Source organism: Deltaproteobacteria bacterium, from assembly GCA_016875225.1.
GTDB lineage: Bacteria > Myxococcota_A > UBA9160 > SZUA-336 > SZUA-336 > VGRW01.
Genome location: VGRW01000083.1, coordinates 1 through 15,083, shown reverse-complemented (window position 1 = coordinate 15,083; position 15,083 = coordinate 1). Strand labels below are relative to the sequence as shown.

The 15,083-nt window shown below is 72.0% G+C and carries 15 protein-coding genes; 9 read left to right on the top strand and 6 right to left on the bottom strand.

Translation table 11 applies throughout. The features are described 5' to 3' along the window. Positions 1–1,241: M20 family metallopeptidase (locus FJ108_15500; GenBank protein ID MBM4337288.1), on the bottom strand; the 1,241-nt coding region annotated here is incomplete at its 3' end. A 47-nt stretch (positions 1,242–1,288) separates the two neighbouring features. Between FJ108_15500 and FJ108_15495 the strand changes: the two genes are divergently transcribed. Genes FJ108_15495 through FJ108_15475 form a run of 5 tightly spaced genes read left to right on the top strand, consistent with a single transcriptional unit; the run spans position 1,289 to position 6,006 of the window. Continuing rightward, positions 1,289–2,227, top strand: a complete 939-nt coding sequence (locus tag FJ108_15495; GenBank protein MBM4337287.1) for a sensor histidine kinase — start codon at positions 1,289–1,291, stop codon at positions 2,225–2,227. After that, entirely contained in the window at positions 2,196–2,918 is a 723-nt protein-coding gene (locus FJ108_15490; GenBank protein MBM4337286.1) for a response regulator transcription factor, read from the top strand. The genes FJ108_15495 and FJ108_15490 overlap by 32 nt, the downstream gene beginning before the upstream one ends. Beyond that, entirely contained in the window at positions 2,915–3,601 is a 687-nt protein-coding gene (locus FJ108_15485) for an HAD family hydrolase (GenBank protein ID MBM4337285.1), read from the top strand. The genes FJ108_15490 and FJ108_15485 overlap by 4 nt, the downstream gene beginning before the upstream one ends. A 60-nt stretch (positions 3,602–3,661) precedes the next feature. Beyond that, positions 3,662–4,963 (top strand): FAD-dependent oxidoreductase, encoded by a 1,302-nt coding sequence (locus FJ108_15480; protein MBM4337284.1) that lies wholly within the window; start codon positions 3,662–3,664, stop codon positions 4,961–4,963. After that, positions 4,960–6,006: a sigma-70 family RNA polymerase sigma factor gene (locus FJ108_15475; protein MBM4337283.1), complete on the top strand. Its 1,047-nt coding sequence runs from the start codon at positions 4,960–4,962 to the stop codon at positions 6,004–6,006. Before FJ108_15480 ends, FJ108_15475 begins: the two co-directional genes overlap by 4 nt. Here the strand turns inward: FJ108_15475 and FJ108_15470 are convergent. From FJ108_15470 to mutM, 5 genes are all read right to left on the bottom strand, one after another. Further along, positions 5,921–6,940, bottom strand: a complete 1,020-nt coding sequence (locus FJ108_15470) for an aldo/keto reductase (GenBank protein MBM4337282.1) — start codon at positions 6,938–6,940, stop codon at positions 5,921–5,923. The two genes, FJ108_15475 and FJ108_15470, sit on opposite strands and share 86 nt — an antisense overlap. Before the next feature lie 62 nt (positions 6,941–7,002). Further along, positions 7,003–7,461: a hypothetical protein gene (locus FJ108_15465; GenBank protein ID MBM4337281.1), complete on the bottom strand. Its 459-nt coding sequence runs from the start codon at positions 7,459–7,461 to the stop codon at positions 7,003–7,005. 46 nt (positions 7,462–7,507) lie between these two features. Further along, on the bottom strand, positions 7,508–8,965 hold the full coding sequence (locus FJ108_15460) for a DEAD/DEAH box helicase (GenBank protein ID MBM4337280.1): 1,458 nt from the start codon (positions 8,963–8,965) through the stop codon (positions 7,508–7,510). Further along, on the bottom strand, positions 8,965–10,134 hold the full coding sequence (gene thiI, locus FJ108_15455) for a tRNA 4-thiouridine(8) synthase ThiI (GenBank protein MBM4337279.1): 1,170 nt from the start codon (positions 10,132–10,134) through the stop codon (positions 8,965–8,967). Before thiI ends, FJ108_15460 begins: the two co-directional genes overlap by 1 nt. A gap of 3 nt (positions 10,135–10,137) precedes the next feature. Next, positions 10,138–11,013, bottom strand: coding sequence for a bifunctional DNA-formamidopyrimidine glycosylase/DNA-(apurinic or apyrimidinic site) lyase (gene mutM / locus FJ108_15450; protein ID MBM4337278.1), 876 nt, complete (start codon positions 11,011–11,013; stop codon positions 10,138–10,140). On the opposite strand from mutM, the gene FJ108_15445 reads away from it, so the two are divergent. The 4 genes from FJ108_15445 to FJ108_15430 all read left to right on the top strand — a co-directional run. Beyond that, on the top strand, positions 11,012–12,865 hold the full coding sequence (locus FJ108_15445; protein ID MBM4337277.1) for a hypothetical protein: 1,854 nt from the start codon (positions 11,012–11,014) through the stop codon (positions 12,863–12,865). The genes mutM and FJ108_15445 overlap by 2 nt on opposite strands. Before the next feature lie 38 nt (positions 12,866–12,903). Then, the gene (gene gatC, locus FJ108_15440; GenBank protein ID MBM4337276.1) at positions 12,904–13,191 is read left to right on the top strand and encodes an Asp-tRNA(Asn)/Glu-tRNA(Gln) amidotransferase subunit GatC; all 288 of its coding nucleotides are present in this window, start codon (positions 12,904–12,906) and stop codon (positions 13,189–13,191) included. Beyond that, the gene (gatA, locus tag FJ108_15435; GenBank protein MBM4337275.1) at positions 13,188–14,660 is read left to right on the top strand and encodes an Asp-tRNA(Asn)/Glu-tRNA(Gln) amidotransferase subunit GatA; all 1,473 of its coding nucleotides are present in this window, start codon (positions 13,188–13,190) and stop codon (positions 14,658–14,660) included. Before gatC ends, gatA begins: the two co-directional genes overlap by 4 nt. Then, positions 14,516–15,083, top strand: a 568-nt coding sequence (locus tag FJ108_15430) for an AsmA family protein (protein ID MBM4337274.1), incomplete at its 3' end; no start/stop codon positions are given. The genes gatA and FJ108_15430, both read left to right, overlap by 145 nt.

The window sequence follows — 15,083 nt, the reverse complement described above, 5'->3', positions numbered from 1 at the left end:
CGGGCGCCGCGAGCGTCGCGCGCTCGGACAGGCTGGGAAGCTCGATGTACTCCGCGTCCGTGTGGGCACCGCCGCCACGCGCGCCCATCGAATCGAGCGTGGGAAGGCCGACCTCGGCCATGATCGAGCCGTCGGTGACGCCGGCGGAGTGCACGGGCTCGGGCGCCGGGTAGCGCAGCGCGACCGAGACCCGGCGGTGAGCGGCGAGGAGCCTCGCGACCTCGGGCGTCTCGGGCTTCGGCGGCCGGTGCAGCATGCCCCAGAGCGAGGCGCTGGTTCCCGCGCCCCCGCTCGAGCTCGCGCTGCACTTCCTGGCCCTGTGCGAGCTCGTCGTAGCGCAGGTCGATCCAGGCCTCGGCGTGCGCGGGAACGATGTTGCGCTTGGTGCCGCCGGAGATCGTGCCGACGTTCAGGATCACCCCGCGCTCGTAGTCGGTGAGCGACTCGATATTGATCACCTTGCGGGCCAGCGCGACGATCGCGCTGCGCCCGTCGCGCTGCGACGTGGCGACGTGCGAGGCGACGCCTTCGACCGAGAGCTGGAACTGGCCGACGCCGCTCCGCGAGCGCGCCATCTCGCCGTTCTCGGGCGAGGGCTCGAAGACGAAGCCGATCTGCGCGCGCTTCGCCTCGGCCTCGATCCGGGGGCGCGAGCCGAGCGAGCCGATCTCCTCGTCGGAGTTCACGAGCACCGTGTAGTCCGCGCGCGCCAGGTCGCCGCTCCCCGCGAGCGCGCGGAGCGCGTAGAGCATCACGACCAGACCGCCCTTCATGTCGATCACGCCCGGGCCGAGCGCGCGGCGCGGGCGCAGCGGGTCGGGCGAGAATTTCTGGAACGCCGCGTCCGGCTCGAAGACGCTGTCGGCGTGGCCCACGAGCAGGAAGTGACGCGCCCGCTCCGGCGCGATCTGCGCCTTGCGCTGCGCCACGATCAGCGGCCCGGTGCGCGCGTCCTTCCGGCCCGGGTACTCGAGCGGCACGCCCGGCTCGACCGAGACCTCGAAGCCGAGCGCGGTGAGCTGCTCGGCCACGAGCGGCGCGAACGCCTCGAGCCCGGCCGTGTTCCAGGTTCCGGTGTTCCGGTCCACCCAGTCGGCGAGCAGCGTCTCCATCTCGGCCTGCTGCTCGGCGAGCAGCACGCGGATCTCGACGTCCTCGGCATCGAGCTCCGCGCGCGCGGGCGCGGCGAGCAGCGCCGCGAGCGCGAGCGCGCCGATCCGTGAGCCCAACCTCCCCCGCATCGGCGCATCTTACACAGGCCCCGGCAGGCGCGTACAATCCGCAGCCGATGCGCGCCGCCCCGCGAGTCTCGATCCCGATCACGCTCACCGTCGCCATCGTCGTGATCACGGTCGTGTTGACGATCGGCTGGCAGATCCTGGTCGTGCGCGAGTTCGAGGCCTTCGCCGAGGGATTCACCGCGGTCCACTGGTCGCTGCTGATCCTGGGCTCGATCTTCTTCACGCTGATCATCACCGTGCTGATCCTCCAGGCCGTCTGGCTGGTGCGCGAGATCCGCTTGAACCAGCGGCAGCAGAACTTCATGGACGCGGTGACGCACGAGCTGCACACGCCGCTGGCGTCGCTCCGGCTGTATCTCGACACGCTCCGCGGCCACTCGCTGCCCGAGTCGCGCCGGAGCGAGTTCCTGGAGATCATGGCCGACGACCTGGACCGGCTGCAGCGCACGATCGACCAGATCCTGAGCGCGGCGCGAACCGAGCCCAAGCGCGGCTCGCGCGAGCCGGTCGAGATCGCGCGGCTGCTCGCCGATTGCGCGGACGACGCGCGCGAGCGCTTCGGACTGGCGGAAAAGGCGCTCACGCTCGAGGTGCCGGCCGGAGCGCGCGTGAAGGGCGACGCGGAGCAGCTTCGAGTGGCGTTTCGGAACCTGATCGACAACGCGGTCCGCTACGCCGGCGAGGACGTGCGCGTGGACGTGCGCGTGCGCCCGGTGTCCGCGCGCAAGCTCGAGATCGAGGTCGCGGACCTGGGCGTGGGCATTCCAGCGTCCGGGCTCGATCGCGTGTTCCAGCGCTTCTCGCGCTTGCAGCAGGAGACGGTGCGCGCGGCGCGCGGCCTGGGCCTCGGGCTGTACATCGTTCGCAACGTCGCGCGCGCTCACGGCGGCAGCGTGCGCGCCGAGAGCGAGGGCGAGGGCAAGGGCAGCCGCTTCATCCTGACGCTTCCCGGAAATGTCGATGGACGAACGCGTCCTCGTCGTTGAGGACGAGGAGCACCTCGCACGCGGCCTGGCCTTCAATCTGGAGGCCGAGGGATACCGCGTCGAGCTCCTGGAGCGCGGAGAAGCCGCGCTCGCGCGGCTCGCCGATGTGAGCGCGCCGGCGATCGATCTGGTTCTGCTCGACGTGATGCTGCCGGGCATCTCCGGCTTCGACGTCGTCTCGCGCCTGCGCAAGGCCGAGAATCGCGTCCCCGTGCTGCTGCTCACCGCGCGCGACGCGGCCGCCGACATCGTGCGCGGGCTCGACCTCGGCGCCGACGACTACCTGACCAAGCCGTTCTCGCTGCCGGTGCTGCTCGCGCGCGCTCGCACGCTGCTGCGCCGGATCCAGCGCCCGGACGAAGACAGCGAGCCGCCCGCGCCGTTCGTGGTCGGCAGCGCCACGGTCCACCCCGACCGCTTCGAGCTCGAGCGCGGCGGACGCACCATCTCGATCACGGCCAAGGAGCAGGCGCTCCTGCTCCTGCTCTGGTCGCGGCGAGGCACCGCGGTCTCGCGCGGCGAGATCCTGCAGGAGGTCTGGGATCTGAACCCCGACACGCGCACGCGCGTGGTCGACACCTTCGTGCTGCGGCTGCGCAAGCTGATCGAGCCGGATCCCTCCACTCCGCGCCACCTGCTCTCGGTGCGCTCGTTCGGATACAAGCTCGTCGCGGAGCCCGCCGAGGCATGAGTCCGAAGCGCTCCGCGCCGCCTGAGCTCGTGATCTTCGACTGCGACGGCGTGCTGGTCGACAGCGAGCCGATCTCGAACCGGGTGCTGGCGCAGGAGCTCACGGCGATCGGGCTCGCGACCACGGTCGAGTCGTCGATGCGCGACTACATGGGCCACTCGTGGCCCGCGTGCGTGGAGATCTTCGAAGCCCGGCTCGGTCGCGCGCTTCCGCCCGGCTTCACGGAGGCCTTCTTCGAGCGGCTCGAGGCGGCGCTGCGCGCGGAGCTGCGACCGGTGTCGGGAATCCACGAGGCGCTGGCGCGGATTCCGACACCGATCTGCGTCGCGTCGAGCGGCCGGCGCGACAAGATGCAGGTGACGCTCGGCCTGACCGGGCTGCTGCCGCGCTTCGAGGGCCGGATCTTCAGCGCGGCCGACGTGGCCCGGGCCAAGCCCTGGCCCGATCTGTTCCTGCACGCCGCGGCGGCGCTGCGCGCTCCGCCCGGGGCCTGCGCGGTGGTCGAGGACAGCCCGCGCGGGGTCGAGGCCGGGATCGCGGCGGGGATGCGGGTGCTCGGCTTCGCGGCCCGAACCGACCCGCGCGAGCTCGAGGCGGCCGGCGCGGAGGTGTTCTTCGACATGCTCGAGCTGCCGGCGCGGCTCGGCCTGACGTCCCTCAGCCTGACGTCCGACGGGGTGTAACGAAGCGCCGGGCTCGCGCGTGAAAGGTTCGAGCGGAGGGATTCCGCGCCAGGAGACGCGATGGAGCGAACCGGATCGGTGGCGGTGGTGGGCGGCGGTATCGGCGGTCTGGCCGCGGCGGCATTCGCCGCGCGCGCCGGCGCGCGGGTGACTCTCTTCGAGCGCATGGCCGAGCCCGGGGGCCGCGCGCGGACGCGAGACGAGCAGGGCTTCCTGTTCAACATGGGGCCGCACGCGCTGTACCGCGGCGGGCCGGCCGAGGCGGCGCTGCGCGAGCTCGGCATCGAGCTCTCGGGCGCGAGCGCTCCGACCAGCGGAGCGCTCGCGATCCGCGGCGGGCGCCTGCACGCGCTTCCCGGCGGATTCGTCTCGCTGCTCTCGACCGGGCTGCTGCGGCTCCCCGAGAAGCTCGAGCTCGCGCGGCTTCTCGGGGCCGTGCCGCGCATCGACACCGCGTCACTCGACGGTGTCACGCTCGCGGAGTACCTGCACGGCGAGCTGCGCCACGCCGGCACGCGCCAGGTGGTCGAGGCCGTCGTGCGCCTGACCGGCTACGCGAACGCGCCCGAGCTGCTCTCCGCCGGCGCCGCGATCTCGCAGCTCGCGCTCGGGACCGGCGCGGGGGTGCGCTATCTGGACGGCGGCTGGCAGAGCCTGGTGGACGCGCTCGAGCGCCGCGCGCGGGGAGCGGGAGTCGAGCTTCGCTGCGGGGCGCGCGTGGAGGGAGTCGAGCACGACGGGCGGGTTCGCGCGCTTCGGCTCGGCGACGGCGAGCGCGTCGACTTCGACGCGGTGATCCTCGCGCTCGGGCCGGCCGAGGCGAGCGCGGTCGTGGACGACGGGAGCAATCCGCTCCTCTGCGCGGCCGAGCGGGCTTGCGTGCCGGTCCGCGCGGCGTGTCTGGACCTCGGGCTCGAGCGGCTGCCCGAGCCCAGTCGAAGCTTCGCGCTGGGAATCGATGCCCCGACCTATTTCTCGGTGCACTCGAGCTCGGCCCGCCTCGCGCCCGACGGGCGCGCGCTGATCCAGGCCGCGCGCTACCTCGCCCCCGGCGAGTCGCCAGCGCGCGAGGAGCTCGAGGCCGGCTTCGACGCGATGCTCGACCTGGTCCAGCCGGGCTGGCGCAAGCTTGCTCGGGTCCGGCGCGTGATGCGCGAGCTGGTCGTCGTGCACGACCTGCCGCAGGCGTCGCGCGGAGGCCTCGCGGGCCGGACTCCCGTCGCGGTGGGCGGGATCGCGAATCTGTTTCTCGCCGGAGACTGGGTCGGGCCGAGCGGCATGCTCGCCGACGCGAGCTTCGCCAGCGCCCGCGAGGCCGCGTCTCTCGCGGTCGCCGCGCGCGGCCTCGGCGTGGCCGCATGAGCGAGGGGGCGGGCGGAACGGTCGCGCGCGGCGCGGAGCTGGCGCGGGTCTTCGACGAGAATCGCCGCTTCCTGTTCGGGCTCTGCTACCGCATGACCGGCAGCGCGGCGGACGCGGACGACCTTGTGCAGCAGACCTTCGAGCGCGCGCTGCAGACGCCGCCGGCGCGCTCGCAGGATCCGTGGCGCCCGTGGCTGGTGCGTGTGGCGATGAACCTGTCTCGCGACGAGCTGCGCCGGCGCAAGCGCCGCGCGTACCGCGGACCGTGGCTTCCCGAGCCGATCGAGGACGATCTGCTGGTCGAGCCCGCGCACGAACCGGCGTCGACGAGCGGGCGCTACGAGCTGCTCGAGAGCGTCTCGTTCGCGTTCCTGCTCGCGCTCGAGGCGCTCACGCCCGTACAGCGCGCGGTGTTGCTGCTCCGCGACGTGCTGGAGTACACGGGCGCGGAGACCGCACGAGCGCTCGATCTCTCGGAGGGGAACGTCCGGGTCATCCACCACCGCGCCCGAAGCGCGATGACCGGCTACGACACAGGCAGACAGCCGCCGACGCGCGATCTCGGCGAGCGCACGCTCGAGGTGATGGGCCGCTTCATGCAGGCGCTCGGCGCGCGCGACGTCGCAGCCATGGAAGCGCTGCTCGCCGGCGACGTCGTCACGCTCACCGACACGAACGGGCGTTACCCGGCGGCCGGGATCGCGGTCGTGGGCGCGAACAAGGTCGCGCGCTTCCACGCCGGCATCGCGCGCTTGCAAGTGTTGCAGCCCCGAGTCGAGGTGCGCTGGCTGAACTCCGCGCCGGCGATCCTCGGCTACTACGACGAGCCGATCACCGACCGCTTCGCGCCGGCGTTCGTGACGATCGGCGAGCTCGATCCCGCCGGCCGCGTGCGGCGCATCTACACGGTCCTCGCACCGGAGAAGATCGAGCGGCTGCTCGCGTCGAGCCCCGGAATCAGCCCATCGGGTACAGCAGCTCGCGGGTCACCGCGTCGCAGGCCGCGAGCACGTCGGCGGAGAGCGTCACGTCCGCGGCCTTGAGCGAGTCCTCGAGCTGATCGACGCGGGTCGCGCCGAGGATCGTCGCGCCGACGAAGTCGTGCGCGAGCGTCCAGGCAATCGCGAGCGTAACGAGCGGCATTCCCGCGTCGGCCGCGATCTTCGCGAAGCGCTCTGTCGAGGCGAGCGTCTTCTCGTTCACGAATCGACGCGTCATGACCGCGCCGCGCACGGCGTCCTTGCGGTAGGCCGAGAAGCGCGCGCCGTCGGGAAACGCGCCGCCGGCGTACTTCCCCGAGAGCACGCCGCCCGCGAGCGGGCTGTACGCGAGCAGGCCGAGCTTCTCGCGCCGGCAGACGTTGGCGAGCTCGTCCTCGAAGCGGCGGTTCAGGAGCGAGAAGTTGTTCTGGATCGTCTCGTAGCGGACCAGGCCCGCGCGGTCGGACGCCCAGAGACTCTTGGTCAGCCCGTAGGCGCTCTCGTTGCTGCAGCCGACGTAGCGGACCTTTCCCGCCTGCACGGCGCGGTCGAGCGCCTCCATCACCGCTTCGGCGGGGAGATCCGGGTCGGGCCAGTGGGTCTGGTAGAGATCGACGTAGTCGGTGCCGAGACGAGTCAGGCTCGCGTCGATCGCCTGCTCGACGTTGTGCCGGTCCAGCGACGTGCGACCGCCGCGAACCGCGGCGCGGAACCAGCCGCCGCTCGGACCCGCGATCTTGGTCGCGATGAAGACGTCGTGGCGACGGCCGCGCTTCGCGAGCCAGCGGCCGACGATCTCCTCGCTCCTGCCGGCCCAGCGCGGATCGGGCGGCACCGGGTAGATCTCGGCCACGTCGTAGAAGTCGACGCCGGCAGCGTCGGCGCGATCGAGGATCGCGTGGCTCTCCTTCTCGTCGGCCTGACTGCCGAAGGTCATCGTGCCCATGCAGATCTCGGAGACCGTGAGTCCTGTCCTGCCCAGCCTGCGATTCTTCATGCGGCCTCCTTTCGGTGGGTCTGCGAGCATACACCAGGGCCGAGCGGCGGATTCCGGAGGGCTCAGCGCCCCGGCGTCGGGAGCGACTCGGGCGATGGCAGCGACGCGCGTTCCGCGGGCGAGACCTGGCTCCAGAGCTGCCGGTAGGCGAAGCGCGCCTCGCCGAGAACCTCGGGGTCGCTCACGCCCGCGCGCGGGCCGTCGCTGGCGACGAGCCACGCCGAGCGGGCGAGCGCGGTCGCGTCCGCGCGACGCGGCATGGTGTAGCGCGGCCAGATCTCGAGCAGGCTCGCGCAGAGCTTCGAGCGGCTCGCGAACGCGGTCGTCGCGAGCCGGATCGTGCGCCGCTCCGAGACGACGACCAGATCGGCGCAGCGGATCCCGTCGCAGACCGCGACCGGATCGTGGACGAAGCGCACGTCGGGGGCGAACTCGAATCCGGCGCGGCGCAGATCGGCCAGCGCCGGCGCGATCTCGGACGCGCGATCGACCGGCCGGAAGACCGCGCACCCGGCCAGCACGGCACCGACGAGGAGCGCAGCCGCTCTCGCGCGGAGCACAGACACGCTAGCGCGAGCTGCGGCCTCCGCCGCCACCGCGGCGGCGGCGCCTGCGCGGGCGCGACGGCTCCCCGCGATCCTCCTCGACGGGAGCCTCGACTTTCTCCTCATGCACCGGCGTCGCCACGTGACGATGCTCGAGGTACTCGAAGAGAACGGCCGAGAGCAGACGCCGTCCCTCGGGAGTGACCGCGAGCGCATCGACGGTGGCCAGATGCGTCTCCTCGCGCGCGGGCCGGTCGGCCAGCGGGATGTCGCGAAGGTGGTGCTCGATGTCGACGCCGAGCCGCTCGGCCTCGCGCCTGGCGACCTCGGCCTCGGTCGGCAGCTTGCGCTCGGGAATCACGATCCGGTTCACCTTCTGCAGCGAGCGGAAGTTCCCGATGTCGAGACCCGAGACCAGCGAGATCGCGGTGCCCGACTTCCCCGCACGGCCGGTGCGGCCGGTGCGGTGCGTGTAGACCTCGGGCGTGACGGGCGAGGTGTACGAGATCACGTGCGACAGGTCGCTGATGTCGATGCCGCGCGCCGCGACGTCGGTGGCGACGAGCACGCGCAGCTCGCCCGCCTTGATCCGCTTCATCACGGCCTCGCGCGCGGCCTGCGTCATCTCGCCCTGGATCATGTCGGCGTCGATCTCGTTGCGCTGCAGGAAGCGCGTGACGAAGCGGACGTCGTCGCGCGTGTTGCAGAAGATCAGCGCGGAGTCGGGGTCCTCGTAGCGAAGGATGCGCAGCAGCGCCTTCTCCTTCTCGTTCGCGGCGACGATGAAATGCCAGTGCTCGATCTCCTCGGGCGCGCGCACTCCCCCCGAGGTGAGCGAGACGAACTCGGGCTCGGTCAGGAACACGCGCGCGAGCGAGACCACGCGCTGCGGCATCGTGGCCGAGAACAGGCCGGTGACGCGCTGCTTCGGCAGATACTTCTGCAGCTCCCGCATGTCGGGCCAGAAGCCGAGCGAGAGCAGCTCGTCGGCCTCGTCGAAGACCAGCACGCGAAGCTTGTCGAGCTTCAGGTTTCCGGAGCCGAGGTGGTCGAGGAGCCGGCCCGGGGTCGCGACGACGATCTGCGCGCCGCGGCCGAAGGCCTCGAGCTGGGGCCCGTAGGCGGTGCCGCCATAGACGGCGACCGTCTCCAGCTGGAGGTACTTGCCCATCTGCTTGATCTCGTTCTCGATCTGCAGCGCGAGCTCGCGCGTGGGCGCGAGCACGAGCACCTGCGGCGCGCGAAGCGTCGGATCGATGATCTCGAGCGAGGGCAGACCGAAGGCGCCGGTCTTTCCGCTGCCGGTCATCGCCTGCGCGATCAGATCCCTGCGCCGGCGCATGACCGGGGTCACGCGCCGCTGGACCGGCATCGGGGAGAGCCACCCCATCTCGGCCACCGCCCGCTGGATCTCCGGGGCGAACGTTTCGAAGCCGGTCAACTCTTCGGGGAGCGCCGTGTCGGCGCCGGTGTCTGTCATCAGCTGGGCTCGATCCTCTCGTGGTCTACGCGAGACAGTGTCGCCTCGACGAGCATCTTCACGTCCAGGCCCTGCTCGATCGCTTCGATCGGCCCGGGCCTTGTCCACGTGGCGGGCTGCCGCGGCATCAGGAAGCTGCAGCAGTCCTCGCCGGGCTCGATCGAGATCTCGTAGGTCCCGATCCGCTTGGCGAGGTCGATGATCTCGCCCTTGTCGCTCCCGACGAGCGGTCGGAGCACCGGCAGGGTAGCCGCCCGGTTGATCGTGTCGAGGTTCGCCAGAGTCTGGGACGAGACCTGGCCGACACTGTCTCCGGTCACCAGCGCCAGCGCCCCCACGCGCTCGGCGATCGCTTCGGCGATCCGGACCATGAATCGGCGGTAGAGCACGATGCGCGGCTCGGCGGGCGCGTCCCGCACGATCGTCTGCTGCAGCTCCGCGAACGGAACCATGAACAGATCCGCGGGGCCGGTCCAGGCGGCCAGGTGGGTCAGCGCATCGCGCACCTTCCGCTGCGACGCGTCGCTGGTCCAGGGCGCGCTGTGGAAGTGAACGAAGGAGAGCTGGCAACCGCGCTTCGCGAGAAGCCAGGCGGCGACCGGCGAATCGATCCCGCCCGAGACCAGCGCGAGCGCGCGACCCGAGCATCCGACCGGCAGCCCGCCCGGGCCTGCGATGCGCTCGTGCAGCAGGATCGCCTCGCCGTGCAGCAGGTGCAGGTCCACCCAGAGCTCGGGGCTCGTCAGATCCACGCGCGCGCCCGTCTTCCCGGCGATGCGCGCGCCGAGCTCGCCCGCGAGCTCGTTCGAGCGGAACGGCAGCGCCTTGTCGATGCGCCGCACGCGCACGCCGAAGCTCGTGAAGCTGCGGCTCCCGACGTACGCATCGACTGCGGCCGTGATCGCCTCGCGCGTAGGCTCGAAGGTCGTGGCGACACTGAAGTACGCCACGCCGAAGACCCGCTCCAGCCGCGCGGCGATCGCCGCGAGCTCCGCCCCTTCCGGCGCCTCGAGCAGGATGCGCCCGTAGAGCCGCCGCGCGCGGGCGCGCCCGAGAGGGGCCAGCGCGCGCACCAGGTTCTCACAGAGCGTCTTCTCGAAGCGCGGGCGATTGCGGCCCTTGAGCCCGACCTCGGCGTAGTGCACGACCAGCTTCAATTGCGGGATCATACGTCAGCGCTGGCAGCGTGGGCAGTAATGGCTGCTCCGAGCGCAGATCACGACGCGCCGGATCGGGGTGCCGCAGACGAGGCAGGGCTCGCCGCCGCGGGCGTAGACGCGGCGCTCGTCCTGATAGGCGCCGTCCGCGCCATCGGGCGCGAGGTAGTCGCTGATCGACGATCCGCCGGTCTCGATCGAGCGCAGCAGTACCTTGCGAATCGCGCGCGCGAGCGCGTCGCACTCGATCCGGGTGAGTCGACCCGCCGGACGGCGCGGCCGGATTCCCGCCGCGAAGAGCGCCTCGTCGGCGTAGATGTTGCCGACGCCCGCGATCACATCCTGCGCGAGCAGCACGCTCTTCACCGCCACGCGACGCCCCCGTGTCGCCTCGAAGAGCCGCGCGCCGGTGACGTCCAGCGCGTCCACGCCGAGCCGATCGAGGCGCGGGTCGCTGGCCCCCTTCTCCAGCAGCCGGACCTTTCCGAACTTGCGCACGTCGCGGAAGAGCAGCTCCGGGCCGCCGTCGTCGAACTCGAGGCGAAGGTGCGTGTGAGCGTCGGGGCGGAAGCGCGTCTGCTCTTCGGGTGCGAGCGACGCGCGCTTCGAGGCGGAGAGCAGACGGACCGAGCTTGCGCCTGCGGTTACGAGCTGACCGGACATGCCCAGGTGCAGAAGCAGCCGCCGCCCGTCGTCCAGGCCGACCAGCAGGTACTTCCCGATCCGCTCCAGTCCGACCAGCTTCGCGCCGGGGAGCTCTCTTGCGAGCCGCGCCGGCGGCGTGAGGAAGAAGTAGCTCGCGCGCGTCGTGTGCACCTTCGCGATCCGCCTGCCGACGAGAGAGGGCGCGAGCTTGCGGCGCGTGACCTCGACCTCGGGGAGCTCCGGCATGGGCACAGCTTCCGTTGCTGCGCCGCTTCGCGCTAGGGTCAGTCGCGCGATGAGAGAACGGGTCTTCGGGATCGAGACGGAGTACGCGCTGATCTTCCATCCGCGCGGCTCGGAGCCGTCCCGGCCGACGAATCTGGAGCTGTACCGCCGCTTCGAGGCCGCGCTGCTCGCGCGCACGCGCACGCTCCCGCACGGCTTCACCTGGCTGCGCGAGAAGGGCGGCCGCTTCCTCGAGAACGGCGGAACCTTCCACTACGAGGCCACCGCGGCGGACTTCGAGAACGGGCTGGTCGAGATGGCCAGCCCCGAGTGCCGCGACCCGTTCACTCTCCTCGCGCACGAGCGCGCGAAGGACGAGCGGGTCGAGGAGCTCTGCGACGACGTGAATCGCCAGCTCGCGCTCGCCGGAGTTCGCGGCGAGGCGCGCGTGGGCAAGAACAGCGTCGACAGTCAGGGAAACACGCTCGGCTCCCACGAGAGCTACTGGGTCGAGGACCGGCTCGGCGCGCTTCGGCTCGCGCTCTTCGTGCCGGTCTGGATCGCGCTCTGGCTGGTGTCGCTGCCGGTGGTCGCGTGGCTTCTCGCGCTGCGAATCGGCCTGCTCGCCTTCGTGCTCGGCGCGGGCACGCTGCTGCTCGGCGCGGGAGCGCTGCTGCGGCTGGTGCGCCCGGCTCTGGGCCAGCGGCTCTTCGCCTGGATGGAGCGGATCGCGCGGGATCTAGAGCAGCACCCGGGCGAGCTCGCGCAGCGCGTCCAAAGCCTGGCCGCGCCGATCTACCCGCTGATGCGCCTGCACTCCGCGGTGTACGACCGCTTCCACTTCCTCGCGATCCGCCGCGACCTGACCGCGTTCCTGGTCACGCGCACGCTCTACACCGGCGCTGGCTCGCTCGGCTTCGACGGCGGTCCGCTGTTCAGGCTGGCGCAGCGGCCGCCGTTCCTGAAGGCGCTGGCGCGCATCTTCCCCGACGACGACGCGCGGCCGCTGTACGAGATGCGCGATCTGTTCTTCTCGCCCTGGTCGGCGCTTCGGGCGCGGCGGCGGCTGCATCTTCTGATCGGCGACGCGAACATGTCGGAGTGGGCGCAGGTTCTGCGCGTCGGCGCGACGGCGCTGGTGCTCGAGCTGATCGAAGCGGGCACGCCGGACGGCTGGCCGGTGCTCGCGCGGCCGCTCGATGCGCTGCAGGCGATCAATCTCGACTCCGAGCTACTGGCGACCTACGAGCTGGCCGACGGCTCGCGCGCGACCGCGCTCCAGATCCAGGCGCGGATCCTCGGCTTCGTGCGCGCACGGCTCGAGGCCGATCCCGAGCCGCCCTCCGGCTGGAAGACGCGGGTGCTCGAGATGTGGCGCGAGACCCTGGAGGGGCTCGAGCGCGATCCCGACTCGCTCAGCGACCGGATCGACTGGCTCGCGAAGCGAAGGCTCGTGCTCGAGGAGGTCCCCGACGCGGCGGACCGCGAAGCGCTGCGCTCGCGCGGCGAAGAGGTCATGAGCGACCGGACCCCGCGCGGCGAGGCCGACCTGCGCCTGCGCGATCGCGCGTATCGCGCGCGGCGCATCGATCTGCGCTTCCACGAGCTCGGCCCGCGCGGCGGCGCCAGACGGCTCGAGCGCCGAGGCCGCCTGCGCCGACTCTCGCAGCCCGAGGCGGTGCTGCGCGCCCGAAGCGAGCCGCCCGCCGACACGCGCGCCTTCGCCCGAGGCCAGGCGATCAAATTCGCCCACGCCAATGCGCTGTCGGGCCGCGCGGCCTGGGACCGGGTGCGCGTGGGCAAGCTCGGCCGCACGCGCCTGCGCGACCCCCTGGACAACGGATCGGGTCCCGAGGGTCCCGGCCCGTCGTAGCGGCGGACTCGAGCCGGGGGCTCGGCTACGCTTCGGAGATGAACATCACCCGCGAGACGGTGCTCTACGTCGCCCGCCTGGCGCGACTGCGGCTTCGGGAAGACGAGGTGCCGCGGATGCAGCGCGACCTGGACGCGATCCTCGACTACGTGGCGACGCTTCGCGAGCTCGACACGACCGGCGTTGCGCCCACGACGCACGTGCTGGAGATCGAGACGCCGCTGCGCGCCGACGAGGTGCGGCGAGTGCTGCCGGTCGCCGAGGTGGTCCGGAACGCTCCGGAGCACGACGAGAGCGCGATGATCGTGCCGAAGGTGCTGGAGTGAACGAGCTCGGGAAGGCGGGACTGGGCGAGCTCGCGCTGCACGTGGCCAGCGGCGACGTCTCGTGCCGCGAGATCGTCGCGGCGGCGCTCTCGCGGATCGAGCGGCTCGACGCGCGGATCGGCGCCTTCGTCGCCGTGCGCGGCGAGGCGGCGCTCGCGCAGGCGCGCGCGGCCGACGAAGCGCGCGCGGCGGGGCACGCGCGCTCGCGGCTGCACGGCCTGCCGGTCGCGGTGAAGGACATCCTCGCGTCGCCGGAGTTCGACACCACCTGCGGCTCGCGCATCCTCGCGGGATTCCGCGCGCCCTACGAGGCGACCGTGCTCGCCCGGCTTCGCGATGCGGGGCTGGTCGTGATCGGCTCGACCAACATGGACGAGTTCGCGATGGGCGGCTCGACCGAGAACTCGGCCTGGCAGAAGACGAAGAACCCCTGGGACCTCACGCGGATTCCCGGCGGCTCGTCGGGAGGAAGCGCGGCGGCCGTCGCGGCGCGGCTGGTGCCCGCCGCGCTCGGCTCCGATACCGGCGGCTCGATCCGGCAGCCGTCGGCGCTCTGCGGCGTCACCGGATTGAAGCCCACCTACGGCCGGGTCTCGCGCTACGGGCTGGTCGCCTTCGCGAGCTCGCTGGACCAGATCGGCCCGATCACGCGCTCCTGCTCCGACGCGGCGCTGCTGCTCGGCGTGATCGCGGGCCACGACCCGCTCGACGCGACCTCGTACCCGGAGGCCGCGCCGAACTGGATTGGTGCGCTCTCGGGAGACGTCGACGGGCTGCGCATCGGCATCCCGCGCGGGTTTTTCGACGGCGAGGGCGCCGATCCCGGCACGATGGCGCGCGGGCGCGAGGCGCTGCGCGGCTTCGAGAGCCTGGGGGCGAAGACCGTCGAGGTCGATCTTCCCAACTGCGCCTTCGGCATCGCCACCTACTACCTGATCTGCACCGCCGAGGCGTCCTCGAACCTGTCGCGCTACGACGGCGTCAAGTACGGGTTCCGCGCCGAGAGCGAGACGCTGGACGAGATGTACGAGAAGACGCGATCCGAAGGCTTCGGCGCCGAGGTCAAGCGGCGCATCCTGCTCGGCACCTACGTGCTGTCGGCCGGCTACTACGACGCGTACTACCGCAAGGCGCAGCAGGTGCGGACGCTGATCCGCCGCGACTTCGAGCGCGCGTTCGCAAGCTGCGATCTGATCGCGACGCCGACGACGCCCGGGCCGGCCTGGCCGCTCGGCGAGCGGATCGACGATCCGCTGCAGATGTATCTGGCCGACGTCTACACCGTGACGGCGAACCTCGCGGGTCTGCCGGCGCTCTCGATTCCGTGCGGTCTCACCGGCCCGGGGCTTCCGGTCGGGCTGCAGCTGATCGGACGGCCGCTCGACGAGGCGACGGTGCTGCGCGCGGGCGACGCCTTCCAGCGCCGGACGAGCCACCACCAGCTCGCCCCGGAGGAATTCGCGAGTTGAGGCGCGTCCTCGTCGCCGCCGCCGCGCTCGCGGCGCTCGTCGTGATCCTCTCCGGTGTCGCGCTCTACCTCCTCGACGCCGAAAAGCTCCGCGAGCCCTTGCAGGCGCAGGTCAGCGCGGCGCTCGGCAGGGAGACCACGGTCGGCGGGATCTCGCTCGCGCTGTTCCCGCTTCCGGCGCTTCGTGCGAGCGAGATCCGCATCGCCGGTCCCAAGCCGGCCGACCGCCCGTTTGCCGAGATCGCGGAGCTGCGGCTTCGCGTCGCGATCCTGCCGCTGCTCGCGGGGAAGGTCGTGCTGCGCGCGCTCGAGGTCGAGTCGCCGCGCGTGCGCGTGCCGCTGGACCGATCCGGAAGACCGATCCTGCCCGGACCCGCGACCGAGAGCGCTCCGGCTGCGGCGAAACCCGGCGCGCCGGCCGGGG

Bases quoted from the DNA above. Each gene is read 5' to 3' on its own strand.
- thiI (MBM4337279.1), bottom strand. From the start codon at position 10,134: ATGATCCCGCAATTGAAGCTGGTCGTGCACTACGCCGAGGTCGGGCTC.
- gatC (MBM4337276.1), top strand. From the start codon at position 12,904: ATGAACATCACCCGCGAGACGGTGCTCTACGTCGCCCGCCTGGCGCGA.
- FJ108_15490 (MBM4337286.1), top strand. From the start codon at position 2,196: ATGTCGATGGACGAACGCGTCCTCGTCGTTGAGGACGAGGAGCACCTC.
- FJ108_15495 (MBM4337287.1), top strand. From the start codon at position 1,289: ATGCGCGCCGCCCCGCGAGTCTCGATCCCGATCACGCTCACCGTCGCC.
- FJ108_15460 (MBM4337280.1), bottom strand. From the start codon at position 8,965: ATGACAGACACCGGCGCCGACACGGCGCTCCCCGAAGAGTTGACCGGC.
- FJ108_15470 (MBM4337282.1), bottom strand. From the start codon at position 6,940: ATGAAGAATCGCAGGCTGGGCAGGACAGGACTCACGGTCTCCGAGATC.
- FJ108_15485 (MBM4337285.1), top strand. From the start codon at position 2,915: ATGAGTCCGAAGCGCTCCGCGCCGCCTGAGCTCGTGATCTTCGACTGC.
- FJ108_15475 (MBM4337283.1), top strand. From the start codon at position 4,960: ATGAGCGAGGGGGCGGGCGGAACGGTCGCGCGCGGCGCGGAGCTGGCG.
- FJ108_15445 (MBM4337277.1), top strand. From the start codon at position 11,012: ATGGGCACAGCTTCCGTTGCTGCGCCGCTTCGCGCTAGGGTCAGTCGC.
- FJ108_15480 (MBM4337284.1), top strand. From the start codon at position 3,662: ATGGAGCGAACCGGATCGGTGGCGGTGGTGGGCGGCGGTATCGGCGGT.
- mutM (MBM4337278.1), bottom strand. From the start codon at position 11,013: ATGCCGGAGCTCCCCGAGGTCGAGGTCACGCGCCGCAAGCTCGCGCCC.